The 24,466-nt window shown below is 61.7% G+C and carries 21 protein-coding genes; 8 read left to right on the top strand and 13 right to left on the bottom strand.

Annotated features, from left to right (window positions below; translation table 11 throughout):
* Positions 1-58: 58 nt before the first annotated feature.
* Entirely contained in the window at positions 59-2,809 is a 2,751-nt protein-coding gene (fdhF, locus tag MUY21_RS15430; RefSeq protein WP_248411186.1) for a formate dehydrogenase subunit alpha, read from the bottom strand.
* 144 nt (positions 2,810-2,953) lie between these two features.
* On the opposite strand from fdhF, the gene MUY21_RS15425 reads away from it, so the two are divergent.
* From MUY21_RS15425 to MUY21_RS15410, 4 genes are read left to right on the top strand one after another with little or no spacing between them, the layout of a single operon-like run.
* Entirely contained in the window at positions 2,954-3,604 is a 651-nt protein-coding gene (locus MUY21_RS15425) for a histidine phosphatase family protein (RefSeq protein WP_248411185.1), read from the top strand.
* A 12-nt stretch (positions 3,605-3,616) separates the two neighbouring features.
* Positions 3,617-4,672: a saccharopine dehydrogenase gene (locus tag MUY21_RS15420; protein WP_248411184.1), complete on the top strand. Its 1,056-nt coding sequence runs from the start codon at positions 3,617-3,619 to the stop codon at positions 4,670-4,672.
* Position 4,673: 1 nt separating this feature from the next.
* The gene (locus MUY21_RS15415; protein WP_248411183.1) at positions 4,674-4,922 is read left to right on the top strand and encodes a SemiSWEET transporter; all 249 of its coding nucleotides are present in this window, start codon (positions 4,674-4,676) and stop codon (positions 4,920-4,922) included.
* A gap of 15 nt (positions 4,923-4,937) precedes the next feature.
* A complete protein-coding gene (locus MUY21_RS15410) occupies positions 4,938-6,077 on the top strand; it encodes a saccharopine dehydrogenase family protein (protein WP_248411182.1) in 1,140 nt (379 codons plus the stop codon).
* A gap of 720 nt (positions 6,078-6,797) precedes the next feature.
* On the opposite strand, the gene rmuC is transcribed toward MUY21_RS15410, so the two are convergent.
* From rmuC to MUY21_RS15365, 9 genes are all read right to left on the bottom strand, one after another.
* On the bottom strand, positions 6,798-8,027 hold the full coding sequence (rmuC, locus tag MUY21_RS15405; protein WP_248411181.1) for a DNA recombination protein RmuC: 1,230 nt from the start codon (positions 8,025-8,027) through the stop codon (positions 6,798-6,800).
* Entirely contained in the window at positions 8,024-9,898 is a 1,875-nt protein-coding gene (mutL, locus tag MUY21_RS15400; RefSeq protein ID WP_248411180.1) for a DNA mismatch repair endonuclease MutL, read from the bottom strand. The genes rmuC and mutL overlap by 4 nt, the downstream gene beginning before the upstream one ends.
* 70 nt (positions 9,899-9,968) lie before the next feature.
* Positions 9,969-11,279 carry a pitrilysin family protein gene (locus MUY21_RS15395; RefSeq protein WP_248411179.1) on the bottom strand — a complete coding sequence of 437 codons (1,311 nt, stop codon included), beginning with the start codon at positions 11,277-11,279 and terminating at the stop codon, positions 9,969-9,971.
* Complete coding sequence (locus tag MUY21_RS15390) at positions 11,276-12,613, bottom strand: pitrilysin family protein (RefSeq protein WP_248411178.1); 1,338 nt, start codon at positions 12,611-12,613, stop codon at positions 11,276-11,278. Before MUY21_RS15390 ends, MUY21_RS15395 begins: the two co-directional genes overlap by 4 nt.
* A gap of 119 nt (positions 12,614-12,732) precedes the next feature.
* Positions 12,733-13,260: a DUF3035 domain-containing protein gene (locus tag MUY21_RS15385; RefSeq protein ID WP_248411177.1), complete on the bottom strand. Its 528-nt coding sequence runs from the start codon at positions 13,258-13,260 to the stop codon at positions 12,733-12,735.
* A gap of 54 nt (positions 13,261-13,314) precedes the next feature.
* On the bottom strand, positions 13,315-13,785 hold the full coding sequence (gene lspA, locus MUY21_RS15380; protein ID WP_248411176.1) for a signal peptidase II: 471 nt from the start codon (positions 13,783-13,785) through the stop codon (positions 13,315-13,317).
* Positions 13,786-13,792: 7 nt separating this feature from the next.
* Positions 13,793-15,382 carry a bifunctional phosphoribosylaminoimidazolecarboxamide formyltransferase/IMP cyclohydrolase gene (gene purH / locus MUY21_RS15375; protein WP_248411175.1) on the bottom strand — a complete coding sequence of 530 codons (1,590 nt, stop codon included), beginning with the start codon at positions 15,380-15,382 and terminating at the stop codon, positions 13,793-13,795.
* Between the two features lie 21 nt (positions 15,383-15,403).
* Positions 15,404-17,155 (bottom strand): heparinase II/III family protein, encoded by a 1,752-nt coding sequence (locus tag MUY21_RS15370; RefSeq protein WP_248411174.1) that lies wholly within the window; start codon positions 17,153-17,155, stop codon positions 15,404-15,406.
* 118 nt (positions 17,156-17,273) lie between these two features.
* Positions 17,274-18,533 (bottom strand): RsmB/NOP family class I SAM-dependent RNA methyltransferase, encoded by a 1,260-nt coding sequence (locus tag MUY21_RS15365; RefSeq protein WP_248411173.1) that lies wholly within the window; start codon positions 18,531-18,533, stop codon positions 17,274-17,276.
* Between the two features lie 69 nt (positions 18,534-18,602).
* On the opposite strand from MUY21_RS15365, the gene MUY21_RS15360 reads away from it, so the two are divergent.
* Positions 18,603-18,806, top strand: a complete 204-nt coding sequence (locus MUY21_RS15360; protein WP_248411172.1) for a DUF1674 domain-containing protein — start codon at positions 18,603-18,605, stop codon at positions 18,804-18,806.
* A 16-nt stretch (positions 18,807-18,822) separates the two neighbouring features.
* Here MUY21_RS15360 and dapB read toward each other — a convergent pair whose 3' ends face one another.
* Positions 18,823-19,632 (bottom strand): 4-hydroxy-tetrahydrodipicolinate reductase, encoded by an 810-nt coding sequence (gene dapB, locus MUY21_RS15355; protein WP_248411171.1) that lies wholly within the window; start codon positions 19,630-19,632, stop codon positions 18,823-18,825.
* A 93-nt stretch (positions 19,633-19,725) separates the two neighbouring features.
* Between dapB and rbfA the strand changes: the two genes are divergently transcribed.
* Positions 19,726-20,151: a 30S ribosome-binding factor RbfA gene (rbfA, locus tag MUY21_RS15350; protein WP_248411170.1), complete on the top strand. Its 426-nt coding sequence runs from the start codon at positions 19,726-19,728 to the stop codon at positions 20,149-20,151.
* Entirely contained in the window at positions 20,151-21,056 is a 906-nt protein-coding gene (gene truB / locus MUY21_RS15345) for a tRNA pseudouridine(55) synthase TruB (RefSeq protein WP_248411169.1), read from the top strand. Before rbfA ends, truB begins: the two co-directional genes overlap by 1 nt.
* Positions 21,057-21,068: 12 nt before the next feature.
* On the opposite strand, the gene deoA is transcribed toward truB, so the two are convergent.
* On the bottom strand, positions 21,069-22,376 hold the full coding sequence (gene deoA, locus MUY21_RS15340; protein ID WP_248411168.1) for a thymidine phosphorylase: 1,308 nt from the start codon (positions 22,374-22,376) through the stop codon (positions 21,069-21,071).
* 92 nt (positions 22,377-22,468) lie between these two features.
* Between deoA and MUY21_RS15335 the strand changes: the two genes are divergently transcribed.
* On the top strand, positions 22,469-22,975 hold the full coding sequence (locus MUY21_RS15335; protein ID WP_248411209.1) for a DUF1643 domain-containing protein: 507 nt from the start codon (positions 22,469-22,471) through the stop codon (positions 22,973-22,975).
* 25 nt (positions 22,976-23,000) lie between these two features.
* Here MUY21_RS15335 and MUY21_RS15330 read toward each other — a convergent pair whose 3' ends face one another.
* Entirely contained in the window at positions 23,001-24,305 is a 1,305-nt protein-coding gene (locus MUY21_RS15330; RefSeq protein ID WP_248411167.1) for a hypothetical protein, read from the bottom strand.
* Positions 24,306-24,466 lie beyond the last annotated feature (161 nt).

Below are 24,466 nucleotides of genomic sequence, written 5' to 3'. Positions count from 1 at the left end.
TCCGTGCTGCTGCATTCGCCACTTTGGACTCAAGGCGGGCACGTACCGGTCTAATCAACTACTCCGCCGCCACCTGCGTCACCTTCTCAACCTTCACCGCCGCGAACTTCATCTCGGCAATCTTGCCATAGGGGTCCAACGCGGGGTTGGTCAGCATGTTCGCCGCCGCTTCGACATAGGCGAAGGGCAGGAACACCATGTTTTCCGCCACGCCGTAATCGGCGCGCACCATGACCTCGATGGACCCACGGCGAGTGGTCAGGCGGAGCATGTCGCCTGCCTCGACCCCCATGTCGCGCAGGGTTTTCGGGTTCATCGAGCAGTTGGCTTCCGGCTCGATCGCGTCCAGCACGGTGGCGCGGCGGGTCATGGACCCTGTGTGCCAATGCTCCAACTGCCGCCCGGTGGTCAGGACCATCGGATATTCCGCGTCCGGCAGTTCGGCGGGGGGCAGGATCGCGGCCGGGGTGAAGCGCGCACGCTTGCCTTCGCGGGGGAAACCATCGCCGAACACCACCGCCTGACCGGGGTCTTCGGGAGACAGGGACGGATAGGTGACGGCATTCTGCGCCTCAAGCCGGTCCCAGGTAATATTATCCAGCGACGGCATCACGCGCGCCATTTCGGCATAGACGTCTCGCGGATGAGTGTATGTCCAGTCCAGCCCCAAACGTTTGGCAAGCTCAATCGTGATCCACCAATCCTCCCGCGCCTCACCGGGGGGTGGCACGGCGGGGCGGCCCATCTGGACCTGCCGGTTGGTGTTGGACACGGTGCCGGTTTTCTCGGCGAAGGCGGCGGCGGGCAGGACCACGTCAGCATAGCTGGCGGTTTCGGTCAGGAAGATATCCTGGCTGACCAGAAACTCCATCCGCTGCAACGCTTCGCGCACATGGGTCACGTCAGGGTCGGACATGGCCGGGTTTTCGCCCAGGATATACATGCCCTTGATCTTGCGATCATGCACCGCGTCCATGATTTCAACCACCGTCAGGCCGGGCTTGTCGGACAGGTTGTCCACCCCCCATTCGGTGCTGAATTCGGCCAGCACTGCTGGGTCTTTCACCGATTTGTAATCCGGCAGGAACATCGGGATCAGCCCCGCATCAGACGCGCCCTGCACATTGTTTTGTCCGCGCAAGGGGTGCAGCCCGGTGCCCGAACGCCCCACATTGCCGGTCATCAACGCAAGCGAGATCAGACAACGTGAATTGTCGGTGCCATGCACGTGCTGGCTGACGCCCATGCCCCAGAAGATCATCCCCGCCTTGCCCTTGGCAAAGGTATGGGCGACGGCGCGCAACTCATCCGCAGGGATACCGCAAATCTCGGCCATCTCCTCGGGCGGGAAGGCGCGCAGATGCTCGCGCATTGCTTCCCAATTCTCGGTATGTTCGGTAATATAGGCGTCGTCGGTCAGGCCTTCTTCGGCGATCACATGCATGATGGCATTCAGCATCGACACATCGCCGCCCGGCTTGAACTGCAACATATGCGTGGCAAACCGGCTAAGCGATGTTCCGCGCGGGTCCATCACGATCAGCTTGCCGCCGCGTTTGGTGAACTGTTTGAAATAGGTTGCGGCGACCGGGTGGTTTTCGATCGGGTTTGACCCGATGACGATGGCGACGTCGGCGTTTTCAATCTCGTTGAATGTCGCGGTCACGGCGCCCGAGCCGACATTTTCCAACAGCGCCGACACGGACGAGGCATGGCACAGCCGGGTGCAGTGATCGACGTTGTTGTGCCCGAACCCGGCGCGGATCAGTTTCTGGAACAGATAGGCTTCTTCATTGGTGCATTTGGCCGACCCAAAACCCGACACCGCCTCGCCGCCATGGGTGTCGCGTAGCTTGGCAAGCCCCTTGGCGGCAAAATCCAGCGCCTCGTCCCACGATGCTTCGCGGAAATGGGTCAGCGGGTTGGCGGGATCGACATTCAGCCCTTTGGGCGCGCCTTCCTTGCGGATCAAAGGTTTGGTCAGGCGATGGTCGTGGTTGATATAGTCGAACCCAAACCGGCCCTTCACGCACAAGCGCCCTTCGTTCGCGGGGCCATTGATACCTTCGACATAGACGACCTTGTCATCTTTGACGCGCAAACTGACCTGACAGCCAACCCCACAGAAAGGGCACACGCTTTCAACTTCGCGGTCGTAATCGTCAGTGTCCGCCACTTTGGCGGGCATAAGGGCACCGGTCGGGCAGGCTTGCACACATTCGCCACAGGCCACGCAGGTTGACGCGCCCATCGGGTCGGCGATGTCAAACACCGGATAGGCATCATGCCCGCGTCCCGCCATGCCGATCACGTCATTGACCTGAACCTCACGGCAGGCACGGACACACAGGTTGCACTGGATGCAGGCGTCCAGATTGACGCTCATCGCCACATGGCTGTCATCCAAAAGCGGGATGCGACCCGCTTCCAACCTGGGAAACCGGCTGCTTTCCACACCGGTCAGGTCGGCCATGTCCAGCAGATGCGACGAGGTATCATGCGGTTGGTCGGGTTGGTCGGCCATCAGAAGCTCGACCACCATCTTGCGGGCCTGACGCGCACGGGCATTGTCGGTGGTGACGACCATACCTTCTTCGGGCGTTCGGATACATGAGGCCGCCAGAACGCGCTCGCCTTCAATCTCGACGACGCAAGCACGGCAGTTCCCATCCGGGCGCAAATCCGGCACATCCTTGTGGCACAGATGCGGAATCAGGGTGCCCTGCCGCTTTGCCACATCCCAGATGCTTTCGCCTTTACGGGCCACCACGTCCTGCCCATCCAAGGTGAATTTGATGCCATTTTTCATCGAAACCTCCGTCCTGTCGGGGCATTATAAACCACGTGTCGCCGCACGTCAGTCTTACAATCCCGACAACCCACGCCGATTTTGCGCCAGCCCCCCTTTTCGAATTGGATCCAATTCTCTAGCAATAGGCGGAAAGGAATCCTCATGACCACAATCACGCTGATCCGACATGGTCAGGCCAACAACACCGCGACGGACGAGCTGGGGTATGATCGCCTGTCAGATCTGGGGCGGCAACAGTCGCGTTGGCTGGGGGATTACATGCGCGATACCGGGCAAGGCTATGCGAAAGTATATACCGGCACCCTGACCCGCCATCAGCAAACTGCGCAGGAATGGGGGGCCGCAAAGTTCACCGCCGACGCCCGATTGGACGAGGTGCGGTATTTCGACCTGTCCGAGCGGATGCACGCCCAGTTCGGCATCCCGCACCCGCGCACGCATGAGGATTTCGTGGACCACCTGCCACTGACCTTTTCGGCCTGGCAGGAAGGTCAGATCGACGATGTGCCCGAAACCTTTCACGACTTTCAAACCCGCGTCAGCGAAGTGATACACGACATTGCCGAACGTGGCGAAGATACCATCGTCTTCACTTCGGGTGGCTTCATCGGGATGGCAACGCGGGTGGTCATGGGGTTGGAGATTGGCCCGTTCACCCGCACGATCCTGCCGATCATGAACAGTTCGGTTCACCGGCTGCGGCTCACTCCGGCAGGGTTGGGCCTGATCCAGTTCAACGCCGTCCCGCATCTTGAACCCACCGACCGCCACCACGCGCAAACGCATTTCTAAGGAGCATCCGCCATGACACATTTGTGGGTTCGTGCCGAACAACGTGCCAACGAAGACCGCGTCGGGCTGACGCCGGAAGGTGCCAAGGCTTTGATTGACGCGGGGCTGCGGGTGACGGTCGAAGAAAGCGGCGTGCGCGTCATCGGCATTGAGGACTACCGCGACGCAGGCTGCGAGATCGCGCCGGAAAACGCATGGCCCAACGCGCCGCATGACGCGATCATCTTCGGCCTGAAAGAACTGCCCGAGGACGGCACCCCCCTGCCGCATCGCCACATCATGTTCGGCCACGCTTTCAAGGGTCAGCATTCTGGTCGCGCATTGCTGGAACGGTTCAAGGCCGGTGACGGCACGCTTTATGACCTTGAGTACCTGGTGGATGAGGACGGGCGGCGCGTGGCGGCATTTGGGTACTGGGCCGGGTTCGCGGGCGCGGCGGTGACGCTGAAGGCATGGGCAGCGCAACAACATGGCAAGCTGTGTGGGCCGGTCGGGGTCTATAAGAACAAAGACGCGCTGCTGAACGAACTGCACGCGGAACTGGACGCCACCAACACCGCCCGCCCCGACGCCATCGTGATCGGCGCCCTTGGCCGAGTTGGCACGGGGGCCTCGGACTTGATGGAGGCGATGGGCGTCACCGTCACCAAATGGGACATGCCTGAGACCGCCCATGGCGGCCCCTTCCCCGAAATCCTGGACCACAACCTGTTCATCAACTGCATCCTTGCGGGCCCCCAAACCCCGGTCTTCGTGCCGCGCGATGCGCTGACGGCGGACCGCAAACTGACCGCCATTGGCGACGTGGCCTGCGACCCCGACAGCGACTACAACCCGGTGCCGGTCTATAACCGTGCCACGACCTGGGACGCCCCTGCCCTGCGTGTGGCCGACGACCCCGTGTTGGATGTAATGGCCATCGACAACCTGCCATCTATGCTGCCATTGGAAAGTTCCGTCGACTATGCGAGCCAGCTTCTGCCGTCACTTCTGACCCTGACCGATCTGTCATCAGGCGTCTGGGCACGGGCCGAAGCGACGTTCAACACCCATATGAAGGATATCTGACGTGGAAACCGTGATCGGCGCATCGGCGGCAATCCTAAGCACCATCTGCTGGCTCCCACAAACCATACGCACCTGGCGTACGCGGCATACGAAGGACCTGTCTCTTATGGCGAACCTTCTTATTCTTGCTTCGATGTCGCTATGGCTGACCTATGGAATCATGCTGCATTCCTGGCCCATGATCGTTGCCAATACGGTGGCGGTTGTGCTGGTTGGGTCCATCATCATCGCAAAACTGAAATTCGGCTGAGAAGGAGCGCCTGTTATGACAATTCATTGGTGTGGCACCGGCCTGTCGGCCATCCCCGGCCTGCGTCGGTTGCTGGAGGCTGGTCGCAACGTCGTGGTCTGGAACCGGACCATCGACAAAGCGCGCGAGGCCGTGGGCGATCTGACCGACGACATTCGAGCCTTCGATCTGGACGCTGTCACCGCAGCACTGGCCCCCGGCGACATTGCGGTGTCGATGTTGCCCGGCGATCTGCACGTGCCCTTGGCCGAACGCTGCCTGCAAAAGGGCGCGCATTTCGTGTCGTCCAGCTATATCTCGCCCGAGATGCGCGCGCTGGACGAAGACTTTCGCGACGCAGGTCTGGCCTGCGTGAACGAGATCGGGCTGGACCCCGGCATCGACCACTTGATGGCACATTGGCTGGTCGCGGATTACCGCGCCTCGGACGCCTATGATCCGGACAACACCCTGAGCTTCATCAGCTATTGCGGCGGCGTGCCGAAGATCCCTAACGATTTTCGCTACAAGTTCAGCTGGTCGCCGCTGGGGGTACTGAAGGCCCTGCGCTCGCCCTCGCGCTCGATCAAGGACGGCAAACCGCTGGACGTGGCCCGCCCCTGGGACGCGATCAGCACCTATGACGCCCCCCTGCCCACGCCAGAGAGTTTCGAGGTTTACCCCAACCGCGACTCGATCCCGTTCATGGAGGACTACAAGTTCGACCCCGCGTGGAACGTCGACACCTTCGTGCGCGGCACCCTGCGCCTGAACGGCTGGGCCGAGGCGTGGAAAGACGTGTTCGCCGAGGTCGAAACGCTGGAGGGCGCGTCCGGCGATGCCCGCCTGAAAGAGATGTCAGACCAGTTCTGGACCGAGAACGCCTATGACAAAGGCGAACCCGACCGCGTCATCATGTGCGTGGCGCTGAAGGCAGAAAAAGACAGCGAAACGGTCTATCACAAAACCTATGTGATGGACGCATGGGGCGACGACCGCGGAACTGCCATGGCGCGGCTGGTGTCCGTCCCAGTGTCGCTGGCGATCGAGATGGTCCACGAAGGCAAAGCCCCCGCCGGAGTCTCCGCCGCCACCGCTGATCCCGAAATGATCGAGGCATGGATGGCGCATGTGCGGGAACTGGCGCAGCATGTTGAGGTGGTGGAGCATGGGTAACGGAGAGTCTGGTTTGCGGACTTTGCTGCCGTTTGCTTCGCTCACACGAATGTCTGTTCTTGGATTTGCGGTGTTTCGAGTTTTGATTGAGTCTGACCATTATGACAAAGCGTCTCTTTCACTTCAGCGACGATCCCACGATAGAGTCGTTTGAACCTCGATCTGTGCGGGTTTCGTCAACTCGTCCAGAGGGAATGGAGTGGTTAAACGGTCCGCTGGTGTGGGCAATCGACGACGCGCACAGCCCCTTGTACCTGTTTCCACGAGAATGCCCGAGGGTCATCATGTGGCGTACGAATGAGACATCATGCGAGGAAGCCGCCAGATTTCTTGAACCCAATACCAGCATGACTGCTTACGTTGAAAAGGCCTGGGAGATCCGCATCGAGGAGGCAGTGCTATTTCGCTATGAGTTGCCAACAGAGCATTTCGTCAGCCTTGATGACGTCGGAATGCATGTGGCCCGCACTCGTGTGAGACCCCTCTCATGTGAACAGGTGTCCGATCTGCCGAACCAACTTGCTTGCGCGGGCGTTGCGTTGCGATCTTTGAACAGCCTCACGCCGCTCCGAGATGCGTGGAGTTCGTCACTTCATGTAAGCGGCATTCGATTGCGAAACGCAGTTGGTTGGGCGGAATAGAGGTTAAAGCGGTCATTCATGCACAACGCAGCATCAAGCACTTTGGGCTCAAAACTGCCTTTCAACGCCCCGGCAACCCTCACCCCTTCCCAATCGGCACCACATTCTCGGCTCCGTCCGACAACTCCTCAAAATCAAAGTTATCCAGCCGCGCCGCGCGTTTTCCGGCGCGCTCTGCCGCCGTGGTAATCCCCTCGACATCACGCCGCGCTTGGTCGAAATGGCTCTCCAGCTTGCCCGCGCGTTCGACCACAAGCTCCACGTCGCGATGCAGGTTTTTCAGCATCTTCCTGATCTCACCCGCCTGTTCGCGCATCCGGGCATCTTTCAGGATCGCGCGCATGGTGTTCAGGGTCGCCATGCAGGTGGTGGGCGAGACGATCCAGACACGCGCCTCGAACCCTTCGCGGACCAGTTCGGGGAAGTTCGCGTGCAGCTCGGCATAGACAGCTTCGGACGGCAGGAACATCAGCGCGCCGTCGGCGGTTTCGCCTTCGATGATGTATTTCGTCGCGATATCCCGGATGTGTTTCTTGACCGAGACGCGCATCGCCTTGGTCGCTTCGTTTAAATCATACGGCGTGTCAGCCCGGCGCAATTGTTCATAGGCTTCCAGCGGAAACTTTGAATCAATGACAATCGGGCCGGGCGGGTTTGGCAGGTGAATCAGGCAATCGGCGCGCACGCCCGTCGTCAGTTTCGCTTGCAGGTCATAGCTGTCTTTGGGCAGCGCCTTGGACACGATGTCGTGCAACTGAATCTCGCCAAACGCGCCGCGTGTCTGTTTGTTGGACAGGATATCCTGAAGGCTCAGCACATCGCCCGACAGCCGCGTAATATTGTCCTGCGCCTTGTCGATCACCGCCAGCCGTTCCTGCAACTGCGTCAGGCTTTGGGTGGTTTTCACCGTGTTTCCCTGAAGGCTTTCCTTCATCCGCTCCTGCAACTCGGACATCGCGCGGGCGGATTTCATCGCGTTGTCATGCAGCCGGTCGTTCATCTGGCTTTGCACCTGCGCCAGCCGCGACTCCATCGCCTGCAACACCTGCGCCTGTCCCGTGGACTGCGCGTCCGACACGGTGCGCAAGCCCCCAGACAGTTGGTCCTGCCCGGCGCCCAGCACCTGCACCGCCTGCCCCAGACCGCCCATCTGCCGCGCCAGATCTTCCGCCACACGCGCGGACTGCCCGGCGCGGCGCAAGACGACGATCAGCAGGATGAACATGAGCAGCGCCATGACAGCCCCGCCGATGGTCGCCATAACCAGCGGATCGGACAGGTCATAAATGGTATCACCGATCTGGATCATGTGCGGCCAAACAGCCTTTCGATATCTGAGAGTTTTAGTTCCACATAGGTCGGACGCCCGTGGTTGCACTGGCCGGAATGGGGCGTCGCCTCCATCTCGCGCAGAAGGGCGTTCATCTCTTCGGGTCGCATCCAGCGGCCGGACCGAATCGAGCCGTGGCAGGCAACACGCGAGAGAACAGCCTCGATCTTGGCCTGAACCATGTTGCTGTCGCCCAGATCGGCAAGTTCGTCCAGCACATCCTTGATCATGGCGGTCGCGTTGATCTCGCCCAGAATGGCCGGGGTTTCGCGCACGGCGATGGCATCCCCGCCGAAAGATTCGATAACAAGGCCCATGGTGGCAAGGCTGTCCGCAACCTCAAGCAGGCGCGCCACGTCACCGGCGGACAGTTCGACGATCTCGGGGATCAGAAGCGCCTGACGCGCGACGCCGTTTTCCGCCATCTGGCGTTTCAGCTTTTCATAGACCAGACGTTCATGCGCCGCGTGCTGATCAACGATCACCATCCCGGTTTCCGTCTGTGCGATGATGTAATTCTCATGCACCTGCGCGCGGGCGGCGCCAAGGGGCAGGGCCTCGTGCGGGCTGTCCTGTTCCGGCGCGACCACCGGATCAAAGCGGGCCGATGGCGCAGACATTTCGGCGAAGCCGGGCGCGTCGGGTGCGGGCGCTTGCGTCGCGAAAGATTGCCGGATGGCGCCTGCGGTGGGACGATCCATCTGATAAACACGCGGGCCGGTCGGTTCGGGTCGCATCGCGCCCAGCGTGGCCCCCGCGACGGTGGTTGACGCACGATGCCCTGCGTCTGCCAGCGCGTGACGCAAACCTGACACGATCAAGCCACGCGCCACACCGGGGTCGCGGAACCGCACCTCGGATTTCGCGGGGTGAACGTTCACATCGACCAGATGCGGATCACAGGTGACAAACAGCACCGCCGCCGGATGCCGGTCACGGGACAGGAAATCGAAGTACGCCGCGCGCAGAGCGCCGGTCAGCAGCTTGTCCTTCACCGGGCGGCCATTGACGAACAGAAACTGCGCCACTGCAGCCCCGCGGGAATAGGTCGGCAGCGCAGCATATCCGGACAGCCGAAGCCCGTCGCGTTCCGCGTCAATCGGAATGGCATTCTCGGTGAATTCCCGTCCAAGGATCGATCCAAGCCGACCGGCGAGCGCATCGAACATATCGCCGGTTTCGGGGTCGGCGCAGAAGGTCACGCGACCTTCGCCACCACTGGACACATCGCGCAGCACAAACCCCACAAGTGGTTCGGCCATGGCCAGTCGCTTGATCACGTCGGTGATCGCCTGCGCTTCGGCCCGGTCGGTGCGCATGAATTTCAGGCGCGCGGGTGTGGCGAAGAACAAGTCCCGGAGCTCGACCACTGTGCCGCCAGACAGGGCGGCGGGTTTCACTGGGCTGGGCTCGCCACCGGCCACACGGATTGTTGCAGCGTCAAACCCGTCAGCGCGCGAGGTGATGGTCAGGCGCCCGACTGACCCGAGCGACGGCAACGCCTCGCCCCGGAACCCGAAGGTGTGAATGTTCAGAAGGTCCGAGCCGTCGATCTTTGACGTCGCATGACGCGACAGGGCCAAAGGCAGATCGTCGGGCGCGATGCCGCAACCATCATCGGTGACGCGGATCAGGGTTTTGCCGCCGTCGGCATAGGCGACCTCGATCCGCGTGGCCCCTGCGTCCAGCGCGTTCTCTACCAGTTCTTTCACAGCAGAAGCGGGGCGTTCCACAACTTCGCCGGCTGCAATCCGGTTGATTGCGGCATCGTCCAACTGGCGGATCACCGGGCGGCCCAACGCGTGCTCGGGACGTGACGGGGGGCTTATATGGGGGTTGTCTTCAGGCATACCACAAGACCTAGCACATCAAGCGCCGATTCGACCATTGCGAAATGTCCGGTGCATCCCCGACCTGCGTTCAATTTGAAACGACGCCCTCGGGCTGTCCGACCACCACGAAATGCAGCGCATCGGGGTCATACAGACGCTTGGCGACGCGCGTGGTATCCTCAAGCGTCACGGCCATCACCTGATCGTTTCGCGTGGCGATATAGTCGACCGGCAAGCCCTCCATCTGCATCGACACCATGATATTGGCGATGTTGGCATTGCCGTCGAACCGCAACGGATACGATCCCGTCAGATAGGTCTGCGCGGCAGTCAGTTCTTCCTGCGTGATCCCCTCGGCCGCCATTTTCGCCCATTCGCTCTGCACGACCTCAATCGCTTCACCCATTGACCCGTTCTGGCTTGAGAAATGTCCCATGATCGTGTCGGACAGGTCGGCATTAGCAAGGAACGTCCCCACCCCATAGGTCAGCCCGCGTTTTTCCCGCACCTCCTGCATCAGGCGCGAATTTGAACCGCGCCCGCCCAGAACCTCGTTCAGGACAAAAGCGGCGAAGAAATCCGGATCATCGCGCGCGATGCCGATATGCCCGAACATCGCAACCGATTGCGGCGTGTCGAACGGCACCACGGTTGTGCCGCCTGTCAAGGCAAACTCGGCCCGTGGTGGCAGGGGTGCCCCCGTGGGGGGCAACCCGTCGAACAGTTCATCCAGAAGCTGGCTCAACTCATCCGCCATGATGTCCCCAACGGCCGCAACATAGATCCGATCCAGCGCCAGCGCGTCTCTGAAAGCGGACACAAGATCGTCCCGTGTCAGGGCGGCCACGCTGTCCGGTGTGCCGACCCGATAGCTGCCATAAGGATGATCGCCATAGGCCATGCGGTCCCATGTTTCGCCAGCAATCGCATTGGGGTCGGTCGCACGCGACGCCAGATGCGACATGATTTGCGCGCGCACACGTTCTATCGCGCTGTCGTCAAAGCGCGGTTCGGTCAGGGCGCTGTGCAAAAGCTGCATCGCCTCGGCGCGGTTTTCACTCAGAAACTGCGCCGAGACCGTGATCGCATCCCCATAGGCCCCAAAACGGAAAGAGGCCGCCAGGCTTTCGCGCGCCTCGGCAAAGCCGCGCGCATCCAGATCACCTGCCCCTTCTTCCAAAAGACCCACCATGAAATTCACCGCGCCACGTTTCCCGGGTCGATCCAGAGACGTGCCACCCTGAAAGCGAATTTCCAGCGCGGTGAAGGGCAGGCTGTGTTCTTCGACCAACCAGGCATTGATGCCGGTGGGCGTGGTGATTTCCTGTATCGCGATCTCGGCGCGGGCGGGGAAGGTCACGATCAACAGCGTGACAAAAGCATAGATCAGGCGCATCATTTCATTTCCTCTCCGCCTTCGGGAACCAGCCAACCGGTGACGCTTCGGCGATCGTCAAAAATCTGACGCGCGGCCTGCATCACCTGTTCGGGTGTGACCGCCTGCAATATGTCAGGCCAAGCCTGCACGTCATCTATCGTCAGACCCGCGGTCAGCGCACGGCCATATCGCTGTGCGCGCGACATCGCACTGTCTTGCGCATAGATCTGATCGGCGCGGACCTGGAACTTGATGCGTTCGAACTGTTCCGGGTCGATGCCGGTTTCCAGAAACTTGGCAATCTCTTCGTCCAGCGCGGCTTCGGCCTCGGCCAGGCTGACGCCCTGTTTGGGATAGACGACCAGCGAAAACTCGGTGTCGTCCAGCATGACCGATCCATAGGCCGCCCCGGCATAGACGGCGATCGGGTTGTCAAATTGCAGCGCCCGCCCCAGAACGGATGTTGCCCCGTTGCCGCCCAGTATCTCGGCCAGATAGACAAGCGCGGCCGCCTGCTCCTGCGCGCCTGGATCACGTTCAGGGGCCGCATACTGTCGATAGACATAGGGTTGAGACACACGCGGGTCTTCGAATCGCACTCGACGCTCGGCCAGTTGCGGCGGCTCGGCGCGGCGCTCGCGTTCGGTCAGGCCGGGTGTAGGTTTCAGGGGTCCGTAATATTCCTGCGCCAGCGCGCGCACCTCGTCCGGAGTCACGTCACCCGCAACAATCAAAATCGCATTGTTGGGGGCATAGAAACGTTCATAAAACGCCAGCGCATCTGCGCGCGACAGCTTCGCCGCCTCGTGTCGCCAACCGATGATCGGAGTGCCGTAAGGATGGTTCAGATAAGCCGCCGCATTCATCTGCTCGTGAAACAGCGCGCCAGGGTCGCTGTCTGTGCGTTGGGCACGTTCTTCCAATATGACGTTGCGTTCGGTGGCGATGTCGTCTTCGGTCAGCCGCAGGTTGCGCATCCTGTCGGCTTCCATCTGCATCATCAGGCCCAGACGATCCGCGGCAACACGTTGGAAATACGCGGTGTAGTCCTGCGATGTGAACGCATTATCGGACCCGCCATTTTCGGCAACGACGCGACTCAGCTCGCCAGCTTCCATGTTGTCGGTGGCCTTGAACAACAGGTGTTCCAGAAAATGCGCGATGCCCGACACGCCGGGTTCCTCGTCCGCCGCACCCGCGCGATACCACAACATATGCACGACGACCGGCGCGCGATGATCTTCGATCACCACGACCTCAAGCCCATTGTCCAGTTTGAAATCGGTGACACCATCCTTGGAAAAAGCCGGGGTGCCCAGGCCGAAGGCCAGAAAAGCCGCAATCAGAAACCGCATCTGAAACTCCTGTCTGTTCGTGATCAAGTTACGCGTGATCGCGCGGGCTTCAACCTGCGCAAACAGAGTTGTGATCGCAGTGGATCAGAAAACGAAACGGAGGCCAGGCGGCCCCGAAATCACTGCGCGGCTGCCGGATTGGGTGGGGCGGCGGGCGTCCAGATCCCCAAACGGCGCAGGCGTTCAAGTTCGCGATGCTGGTCAAGCTCCTGCGCTTCATAGGCGCTGTAATAGACGTTCACGTTGAACAGCCGTTCAAGCAGTTTGCCGCGATTTTCCTGCCGCCAGGTCAGGTCTTCGGCGGCCAGTTGGCTGCGAATGCCGGACGAGACGCCATAGCGGCTGGCCGCCGTGACCAGCGCCCCTTCGCCACCGCGCAGACCCGATCCGCGCAACTGCCCCCCCAGCGCGGCAATGGCATCTGCATTGGGCGTCGGGTCAGTGATGTTGGTGCCGCCCGGCGTGGGCGTCGGCAGCTCGGAATAGCTCGTCGGCTCTTGCAGGGGTTTTGTCGGCAAGATGGCAAATTCATCCGGGCCGGATTGGCTGGCCCTCAGGTTCATCAGGCTCGGCTCGTTTTTCGAGCAGGCAGTCAGAAAAACACCGATGCACAAAGCGGCCAGAAGTTTAACGGATGAAAAGCGCATGTGTCGAAATAACCCTCGTTTCCTACCGCTTCTTAGCCCATCTGGAAACGCGCGTCACGGGGTCTTCTTCGTGGATGAGAAGAGAACCAGACCAATCGCCCCTGCAAAGACAAAAATGTCGGCCACGTTGAACGAAAAGGGGTTCTGGATACCGCAGCAGGACATGTTCAGAAAATCCACCACGGCCCCGTAAAAGATACGGTCCACCGCATTGCCCAGCGCGCCACCGACCAGCAGGCCCGCTGAGATATTCGCCAGTCGACCCAGTTGCTCTTTGCGCACCCAGAGAAGAACCCAGGCCGAAATCACCAGGCTGAGACCCACCAAGACCCAGCGCATCGTTGCAGCGTCCGACCCGAACAGGCCGAAATTCACGCCCGTGTTCCACGCCATCTGATAGACCAGATAAGGCGGCCAGATCTGGACCACGCCGACGCGGTCCAGTTCAAGCACGTAAAGCGCGTGATACTTGGTGCCCTGATCCAGAGCGAAGGCCAGAATGGCCGCTATCAGCAACGCGCGCATGGTCAGGTCAGTGCCGGAAATGGCGCATGCCGGTGAACACCATGGCAAGCCCTGCGTCGTTGGCAGCGGCGATCACCTCGTCATCGCGCATCGACCCACCCGGCTGGATAACGCATGTTGCGCCTGCGGCTGCGGCTTCCAAAAGCCCATCCGGGAACGGAAAGAACGCATCCGATGCCACGGCGGACCCTTTGGCCAGGCTGTCAGGCAGACCCAGCTCATCCGCCATGCGCTGCGCCTTGGCGGCGGCAACATTGGCGCTGTCCAGGCGGCTCATCTGCCCCGCGCCCACGCCCACCGTGGCGCGGTCTTTCACATAGACGATGGCGTTCGATTTGACATGCTTGCCGACCTTCCAGGCAAACAGAAGATCGCGCAACTGCTCGTCCGTCGGGGCCTTTTCGGTCACGACCTTCAGGTCGTCCAGCCCGACATGGCCCACGTCTTTATCCTGCACCAGCAAGCCGCCCGACACCTGTTTGAACGCCGTCAGCGGTTCGCGCGGGTCCGGCAGACCATCGGTCAGCAACAGACGCAGGTTCTTCTTGGCGGCAAAGATTTCGCGCGCTTCGTCCGAGGCACCGGGGGCAATCACCACCTCGGTGAAGATCTCGGTGATCTTGGAAGCGGTCTCGGCATCCAGCGGCTGATTCAGCGCCACGATCCCCCCGAAGGCCGAGGTGCGGTCGCAGTCGAAGGCTTTCTGATAGGCGTCTGCTAGCGTGTCACCCAACGCCACGCCACAGGGGTTGGCGTGCTTGATGATCGCCACGGCGGGGCTGTCGGTTGGGTCAAACTCGGCCACCAATTCAAACGCCGCGTCCGTGTCGTTGATGTTGTTGTAGCTGAGCTCCTTACCCTGCAATTGCTCTGCGGTTGCCACGCCGGGGCGGTTCGACCCATCGGTATAGAATGCCGCCTGCTGGTGGCTGTTTTCACCATAGCGCAGCGTCTGCTTCCATTCGCCCGCGAAAGCACGTCGATGGGGGGCTTTCAGGTCAAGCGCGCCGGCCATCCAATTCGACACCGCCGCGTCATAGGCCGCCGTGCGGGCATAGGCTTTCTGCGCCAGTTTCTTGCGAAGTTTTGGGCAGGTCGATCCATCGTGCTGGTCCAGATCGCCCAACAGCTTGGAGTAATCTTCCACATCGACAACGACGCTTACAAAGGCGTGGTTCTTGGCAGCGGCACGGATCATCGCAGGCCCGCCAATGTCGATATTTTCGATACAGGTGTCATAGTCGGCGCCCGACGCAACCGTCGCTTCAAACGGATAGAGGTTCACCACCAGCAGGTCGATCGCCCAAATGCCGTGCTCCTCCATCGCTGCAACATGATCGTCATTGTCGCGCAGCGCCAACAGGCCACCATGCACCATCGGATGCAGGGTTTTGACGCGACCATCCATCATCTCGGGGAAGTCCGTGACCTCGGCCACGTCTTTCACGGCCACACCTGCATCGCGCAACGCCTGGGCGGTCCCGCCGGTGGACAGGATCTCAATCCCACGCGCTTCCAGCGATTGGCCCAGATCAATCAGGCCGGTCTTGTCAGATACGGAAATCAGCGCGCGGCGCACGGGATGAAGGTCGGTCATGGCTGTAGGCCCCTTTGGCTCTTAACTTGGCAGCTCCGCCGTGTCACCGCGTTCAAGGTCACGCAAAACCGATGGGGTTTCCTGCGCCTTGGCCAGCGTCCAGCGGATGCGTGTCGCATAATCCATTGCGACGCCAGATAGAACCACTTGTTTTGATTTGCGCGGCTTCAACCGCGTCTTTTCCAGATAAACGCTGCCCTCCAGCGTCAATTCGCCACGACCTTCGAAGCGAAACACCCAGATTTCCCCGGACCTCAGCGCCATGGACACCGCCGTGCCGCCCAGATCAAGCGTCGCATCCACATCAGGGTGCAGATGGAACCTGATGTGAAACGGGATGCCTTGCAGCGCCACCTGATCCATCGCGCGATCAAACCGCGCCTGATCAGCATCGGACACAGCCGCCAGCGTGTCTTCGCCCGAGACGCCGCGGCCGTTCTGGCTCAGCTCGATCTGGCGCATATGGGTCAGGCCGTGACTGTTGATATAGCCGTCATGCGCCGCAACAATGGTCGCGCCATTGGCGTCATCCTGTCGTTGCAAATGAACCTCTGCCGGGGTCGAGGTCAGAAACACCTTTGCCCCGCCGCCATAATTCTGCGCAGCCCCCAGCCGCGACGACGACAGGCCCGCCAGCCCCAACACCGAATGCGACGGCGTGGCGCGTCCGGCCTTGTGCCAGTCCGCCCCGAAATGCGCGCCCGACCCGCAATTCACGATCAATGGTCGCCGCCCCGAAGTCAGTTCAAACGCAAGCGTCGAGGCATGGGCGTTCGCAGACGCAAGCCCGGTCGGGGGCCGCGCGGTGTCCATGATCAGGCTGGTCCGTCCCGCGCTGAGCCGGGTATAGCCCATCGCAAGCCCGGTCGAAGGCCCCGCCCGCACGCCAGATGTTGCAAGCGCGTGGTCCAATCGCCCCTCAAGCCCGCGCCCGCCGCCGTGGAACCGTGCCAACCCGCCGTCAGCATGCCTGAGTGCGCGCAGGGTCGGTGCGATCCGCTCGATCGCCCCCATATGCGCGGGGGCGACCTGACGCCCGCTTTCAGACAGGGCTTGCGCGGCCCAGTTCAGAAGCGTGAAAACATCCAGCAATTCCTCGGGGTTGCGGGTGGGTATCCCGCCCTCGGCGTCGATCTGGTCGGCACATTCCCGCGCAAGGGCTTTCACGGCGGGGCCGACATGGCGTTCCATCCCCTCAAGCCCCAGCCCGGCATAGATCAGGCCGGTCAATGCCTCGAACCGGGGCAGACCGGGGGTTGCGGCGTGCCACCTGCGCGACAGAAAGATCGTCTGCTGGCCCAGCGACCGAAAGAAGGCGCGGCTTTCGTCGGGCGTCATCCCCGCCATCAGGAAAATCGCGTGGTTGATCCAACGGATCAGCCGCCGCCCGGTCAGATCCGGCGTCCACCCGTCGCCATCCCCTTTGCCATAGCGTTTGATCCAGCCGAGCAGCCAGACCTGGGCACGCCTGCGCGCCTCGCCATCACCGACGCTGGCCAGATCGTCCAGCCAGACAAAGCCTTGCGTTTCCTCGGAAAATCCCTGACTGGGCGGCGTTACATCCCATAACCCCTTGTCCGGTGCATTCACCAGATGCCCGGCAAACAGATAGTTGCCCGCAATCAACTGCTTACCGCGCGCAAAGGCGCCGATGGTGCGGGGTTCGGGCTGCGATACGAACCCGGTGGCAGGCCGCGCACGTGCGGCACGCTTTGCCTGAAAGCGATTCGCAAAACGGGTTCGGAACCCGGAAAATCCGTCTTGATGCACCACTGGGACGCCTCGCCTCAATCATCCAACTGTGTTGAACTCATACCCCTCTGGCGGGGGCCTTGGGAAAAGCATACAGACCCGCATGACGAGAGTCATCGGCGAATTGTGGCAATGCACGTCAGGTTTTGCGAAATGCCGTGATGAAAAAACCGTCCATCCCGCCAAGATCCGCGTTGAAATGCGGCATGATGCGCAGACCTTCGGGGCCGATCCAGTCGTCGTCGATTCCCGGCAGGTGCAGTGCGTCCAGATCAAGCTGAATGTGGTCATGGCGGCCCAGCGCATCACGCACCTGCTCTTCGCCCTCGTCGATCAGAAGGCTACAGGTGCAAAAGACCAGCCGCCCGCCGGGCTTCAACAGCCCAGTTGCGCGGTCGATCATATATTCCTGCAACTCGAACAGGCCGGGAAAGTCGCTGCCATCCTTGGCGTGAGGCAAATCAGGGTGCCTGCGGATCGTGCCCGTGGCTGTGCATGGGGCGTCCAGCAGGATCGCGTCGAACTGAGGTTCATCGAACTCCAGCGCGTCGCCGACCACGACCCGCGCGGCCAACCCGCTGCGCTCAAGGTTCTCGGCAACCCGTTTCATCCGCTCCTCGGACACGTCCAGCGCGGTCACATCCGCGCCCATCGCGGCCAGTTGCAAGGTCTTGCCACCGGGGGCGGCGCACATATCCAGAACGCGGTCGCCGACTTTCGGCGCCAGAACCTTCGCGGGCAAAGCGGCTGACGCATCCTGCACCCACCAATCGCCAGCCTCGTACCCGTCCAGTGCTGTCACCTGCCCGGCGTCCTGCAAGCGCACCGATCCGGTCGGCAACAGCGTCCCGCCAAGCCGCTTGGCCAGTTCGGCGGCATCGCCTTTCGCGGTCAGATCAAGCGGAGGGGCCAACGCCTGCACCGCCTCGATCGCTTCAACCTGCGCTTTGCCATAGTCAGCGATCAGCGGTTTGCGCAGCCATTTCGGCAAGCGCGGAATGGGCAGGCTGTCCCACTTGCCCTTCTCGCCATCGACCTTGCGCAACACGGCGTTGACCAAGCCCGACATGCGCTCGGTCTCGCGCGTGGCGCGGGTCGCGGCCACGAGGTCATTCACCACACCATGCGCAGCCCCGCCGGTGCATATCTCGGCCACACCCAGCCGCAGAATGTTCAACACTCGCGCCGGGGGGCGCTTTTTCAGATGCGGCCCCAACATGCGGTCGGCCCGGTCCATATTTCGCAGCGCCAGAAGGGTCAGACGCTGGGCACGGGCGCGATCTTCGGGTGCGGCTTTCGCCAGCCGTTTTGGCAATGCCTCGGACAGCAGGCGGTGTTCATCCAGAACATCCCCCAACAGATCAACCGCGATATGGCGCGGGTCCAGAACTTTGCCCATCGGCACCCCTTTGCGTTTTACCTTCGCGCGACCTATATCATGGCACGGAAAGCCACAAGGATCAGGCCCATGTCCGACACGCCGTCAAAGCCCGAAGCGGAAAAGCGCGACCTGCCGCCCGCCGCTCAACGCGCCCTTGCCGAAGCCAAAGAGCGTCGCAAGAAAGCCGAGGCCGAGGCAAAAGCCCGCCCCAAGGAATACGGCGGTCGCGACGGTCCCGAACCGGTCCGCTATGGCGATTGGGAGAAAAAGGGCATCGCGATCGACTTCTGATCGACACCCTTGCGGGTCACAGCCCCAGCACATCCATCATGTCGTATTCGCCGGGTTTCTTGCCCTGCCCCCATAGGGCGGCCTTGACCGCGCCACGGGCAAAGATCGCACGATCCGTCGCAAGGTGGCGCAACACGATCCGTTCACCCGGCGCCGCAAACATCACGTCATGTTCGCCCACGATGTCGCCACCGCGCACGGCATGAAAACCAATGTCACCACGATTGCGCGCCCCGGTTATCCCGTCCCGGCCCCGATCCGACACGTCCGCCAGATCAACGCCGCGTCCTTCGGCGGCAGCTTCGCCCAGCATCAGCGCCGTGCCGGATGGGGCATCCACCTTGTGATGGTGATGCGCCTCGATAATCTCGATGTCAAAATCTTCGTCCAGCGCCGCGGCCACCTTGCGCGTCAGCTGCACCAGAAGGTTCACACCAAGGCTCATATTGCCCGCGCGCACGATGGTCGAGTGTCGCCCGGCAAGCGCCAGCTTCGCCAGATCATCATCGCTAAGCCCGGTCGTCCCAATCACATGAACAGCCCGCGCCTGTGCCGCAATCTCGGCCATCGCGACGGTGGCAGCAGGCGCAGTGAAATCAATGACCGCCTGCGCTTTTGCCATCGTTTCCAACGAATCGTCGGACACGATAACGCCCAGCGGCTGCCCGCCCATGCAGGCCCCCACATCCTGCCCGATCCAATCGTGCCCCGGACGCTCCAACGCGCCCACCAGCCGCGCGCCATCCTGTGCGTTGATTTCACGGATCAGCATCTGACCCATCCGGCCCGACGCGCCCATCACCACAATGCCCGGCAATTCGCTCATCTGTGTCTCCTTCGCTTCATCGTTGTCTAGCGCGCTTGCCCCATCTTGGCAAAGCCTGTTGCGAAGGCGCGCAATCGGGCATACATGGCCTTCATGGCAAAGAACCGTTTTCAAGACACCGCCGGCCCGACGCAGCGACAGCTGCGCATCGCCGAGCTGATCCGCCGGACCCTGTCCGAAGCCCTGATGCGTGGCGACGTGCACGACCCCGATCTGGGTCGCATGTCGATCACGATTGGCGAGGTGCGCGTGACACCGGACCTGAGCATCGCGACCGTGTTCGCCCTGCCCCTTGGCGGCAAGGATGGCGATCTGGCGATCAAGGCGCTGGCCCGCAACAAGGGCGAACTGCGCCGCATTCTGGGCAAGGCGCTGAAGATCAAGCACACGCCCGACTTGCGTTTCATGGTCGACGAGACCTTTGACCAGATGGACCAGACCAACCGCCTCTTGTCACAGGAACGCGTGCAGCGCGACCTGCGCGCAAAGGATGACGAGGACGGGTCGGAGGACACCTGATGGGACGCAGCAAAAAGGGGCGGGACATTCACGGCTGGCTGGTCGTGGACAAACCCGCCGGTGTCAGTTCGAACGCCGTGGTGAACAAGGTGCGCTGGGCGATGGACGCCAAGAAGGCCGGTCATGCCGGCACGCTGGACCCCGAAGCCACCGGCGTTCTGGCGGTTGCGCTGGGCGAGGCCACGAAAACCGTGCCCTATATCACCGACGCGCTGAAAGCCTATGTGTTCACCGTCCGGCTGGGTCAAGCCACAAACACGGATGACACCGAAGGCGAGGTCATCGCCGAAAGCGATCTGCGTCCGTCTGATGATGACATTCAGGCCGCCTTGGGCCAGTTCACCGGGCAAATCATGCAGGTGCCACCCAAGTTCTCGGCTGTGAAAATCGACGGCGAACGGGCTTACAAGCTCGCCCGCGATGGCGAGGATGTGGACATCGCTGCCCGTCCCCTGTGGGTGGAAGACTTGGCGATGATCGACCGTCCTGACGCCGATCACGTGACGCTGGAGATGACCTGCGGCAAAGGCGGCTATGTCCGGTCCATTGCCCGCGATCTGGGCGAGGCGCTGGGGTGCCTGGGTCACGTCCGCGAGCTGCGCCGCATCTGGTCCGGCCCCTTCGATGCCGAGGATGGCGTCAGCCTTGATCTGGTCGAGAAGCTGGCCAAAACCGGCGAGCTTGACATCTATCTGCGCCCGCTTGAGGATGGATTGGCTGATCTTCCCGAACTGAAAACAACCGACGAAGGTGCCGCGCGTCTGCGCCACGGCAACCCTGGCATGGTGATCGCGTCAGATGTCGAATATGGCGACGAGGCGTGGGCCTCGCACGACGGCAAGGCCGTAGCTGTCGGCATATATCGCGCGGGCGAATTGCACCCGTCGCGCGTGTTCAATCAGTAATCGCCACCCGACTTACTCGATGATCTCGCGCAGGACGGCCTGCGCCTCGGGCTGCGCACCGATTTCATAGGCCGCCAGAAGGGTGGCCTGCGCCTGATCCGCCGCATCTTCGCTGTCGGCATGAACAAGCGCCAGCGGATCACCTTTCGCAACTTCGGCCCCGACAGGCAGAAGGGCCGTCAGACCAACCGCCGGGTTGACCGAGTCGCTTGACACGCGCCGCCCGCCGCCAAGCTCGACCACGGCAAGCCCGACATTACGGGTTTCAATCGCGCGGACGAACCCCGCGTCTGGGGCGGGCACCGCGCGTTGCAGGGCTGCTTGCGGCAAGTGGGCAGCGTGGTTTTCCATGAAATCCGCGGGGCCACCAAGGGCTGCGACCATCTTGCCAAACCTCTCGGCGGCGCGGCCATCTTCAAGCGCGCTCAGCGCCAAGTCGCGCGCGCGGTTTCGGTCATTCTCGATCCCCGCCGTGACAAGCATTTCGCCGCACAGGGCGATGACCACCTCGGTCAACCGCCCCTCGCGACGGGTACCGGTCAGAAATTCGACGGCATTCGTGACCTCGACCGCGTTTCCGGCTGCATCTGCCAAGGGTTGGTTCATATCGGTCAGCAGCGCATGGCACGGCAATCCGGCGGTCTGTGCGACACCGGTGATCGACAGCGCCAGTTCACGCGCCTTGTCGAAATCCGCCATGAACGCACCATTGCCGAACTTCACGTCCATCACCAGCGACCCAAGCCCGGCGGCCAGCTTCTTCGACAGGATCGAGGCGGTGATGAGCGGGATGCTCTCCACCGTCGCGGTCACATCGCGGATGCCGTAAAACCGCTTGTCGGCAGGCGCCAGATGCGTGGTCTGCCCGATGATGGCGCAGCCAATCTCCGCAACCACATTCGAGAACAGGTCGTTGTCCGGCGTCGCCACATAGCCCGGAATCGCTTCCATCTTGTCAAGCGTGCCGCCCGTATGCCCAAGCCCCCGGCCCGAGATCATCGGCACATAAGCCCCGCAGGCCGCCACGATCGGCGCCAGCATCAGGCTGACATTGTCGCCGACGCCCCCGGTTGAATGCTTGTCCACCACCGGGCCAGGCAAATGCGCCCAGTCAAACACATCCCCGCTGTCGCGCATTGCCATGGTCAGGGCCGCAGCTTCGTTCCTGTCCATGCCGTTCAGCAGCACGGCCATGGCAAAAGCCGCGATCTGGGCGTCACTTGCGCCGCCATCCGAAATGCCCTGCACCATTTCGGCAATCTCGTCCGTGTGCAAAGTCTGCCCGTCTCGTTTCTTGCGGATAATTTCGGCGATCAGCATGGGGTGCCCTTTCCTTATGGGACCAGTCTGTGATCAAACACGCGTTGGTGCAAGGGCTTGCCAATGGCGCCAACACCCTTCAAAACGCCGCCATGATTACGCGCGCGTTCCAGAAGGGCGATGCCCATTCCATTGCCGTCTATTCGGATTGCGAGAAATATCGCTATCAACTGACCCGCACCTGGGATCCGGCTGGGCGCAAGGCGTTGTTCATCATGCTCAACCCCTCAACCGCGACCGAGGTGCAGAACGACCCGACCGTCGAACGCTGCGAACGACGTGCGCGCACGCTTGGGTTTGGGGCGTTTCGTGTCACCAATATCTTTGCCTGGCGCGACACCGACCCGCGCAACATGCGTGCCGCCGCCGATCCGGTCGGAACAGCCAATGACGCGGCCATTGCCGACAGTTGCCCCTGGGCCGATCAGATCATTTGCGGGTGGGGCACCCATGGCGCACATTTGGACCGCGGTGCACAGGTTGAAACGCTGTTGCGCAAGACAGGCCGGCCCGTCTTTCATCTGGGCTTGACCAAGGATGGGCACCCAAAGCACCCGCTATACATCGCATATGCACAGCAGCCGCAGCCCTGGTTCTGAACCGGCGCGCGACAGGCTGCCACAATCACCCCAGCACGTTTGGAACAACCTCGACATAGACGTCGTGAACGCTGGCACCCGGCGCACCCCGCAAGACGGCGACGATCTCTCCGTTCACAGTCACGACGCCATCCTCGCCCGTGTCGGATGGTTGAACATCATATTCCAACGATTTCGGATCCTGTTCCGGGTCCAGTGACACCCGCAGGAAATCCTGACCGGGGACGAAATCCATCACCTCGGCAAAGTCATCCCCTGCCGCCGCGTCGGAGTAGATCCAGAACACGTCTTCACCATCGCCCCCGGTGGCAATATCGCTGCGGTCCATGATCAGCACGTCATCGCCCAATCCGCCGTCCAACCGATCCTGATCACCGTCGATGTGCCAGTCGAAATCATGGCGCTCGGCCCCGCCACGTTCCATCGCGTGGCCAAGGTGGTTGATCACGTCATTCCCCTCTCCGCCCGACAGCACATCGGCGCCGTGACCTCCGAAAATCGCATCATCACCCGCCCCGCCGATCAGAACATCATCGTCGGACTGGTCCGTATCCAAAGCGGCTTCATGCGCGCCCCCGAACAACTGATCGTCACCATCGCCGCCAAGCAACAGGTCGTCGCCCGATCCGCCATCCAGAAAACTGTCAAGACTGCGTGTCGCGTCCAGCGTGTCATCGCCACTGCCGCCGAACCCGGCCAACACGCCTTCGCCGGCAGAGATCAGATCGTCACCATCGCCGCCGAACAGGTAGGCCGCGCCGTCACCTGATGTCAGCGTGTCATCGCCATCACCGCCGTCGACCACGGCAACGGCATCCTGCCCTTCGTCGCGCAGAACAGGGGTGCCATGGAACTCGTCGATCACCCCTGTGCCTGTGCCATCGACACCATCGTCTGGCAGTTCCATCTGGTCAGCACCCTTCGTGAGCGACATGTCGTCCATATCCCCCAGAAAGTGCCCCATATCCTCGCGCCCATAGTGCTGGTCGGTTTCCGTTCCCAACAGCTGATCCAGCAGCGTGGCCTGAAGATGAGGGGAATCGCCATCGCCCAACCCGTCATTCGGGGCAAGGACTGTATCAGCCGAACCGATATCGGAACCGGGGATTACCTGATCGCCGGTGACGGGCAGCAGTACATCCTGCTCGTCCATAACACCGTCGGATTGTCCGTCACTGACCGCAATGAAATCCCCGGTGCCGGCAACAGCGTCGGGTTCGGTGCCAGCACCGGCCTGTTCTTCGTCTTCTTCGTCAGACGGACCCTCGGCGAAGCTCTCTGCCATGAAAGCGACGGGCAGCAGGCCCAGAAACAACAACGAAAACAACATTTAACGACTCGCTTCCCATAACAGCCCGAACAGGCGGGCTTCGCGGCACAACACCTTTCGACACGGAGCAGGTTGACACAGACAACCGCTTGCGATTGTAGGCAACTGGACGCAAACTCCTAGGAAATAGTAGTTACAAACTTAAATTAACGACTGGTTAA

The organism is Aliiroseovarius sp. S2029, from assembly GCF_023195575.1.
GTDB classification, from domain to species: domain Bacteria; phylum Pseudomonadota; class Alphaproteobacteria; order Rhodobacterales; family Rhodobacteraceae; genus Aliiroseovarius; species Aliiroseovarius zhejiangensis.
Note: the sequence above shows the minus strand (reverse complement) of the source record. Positions and strands in the feature narration are given on the sequence as shown.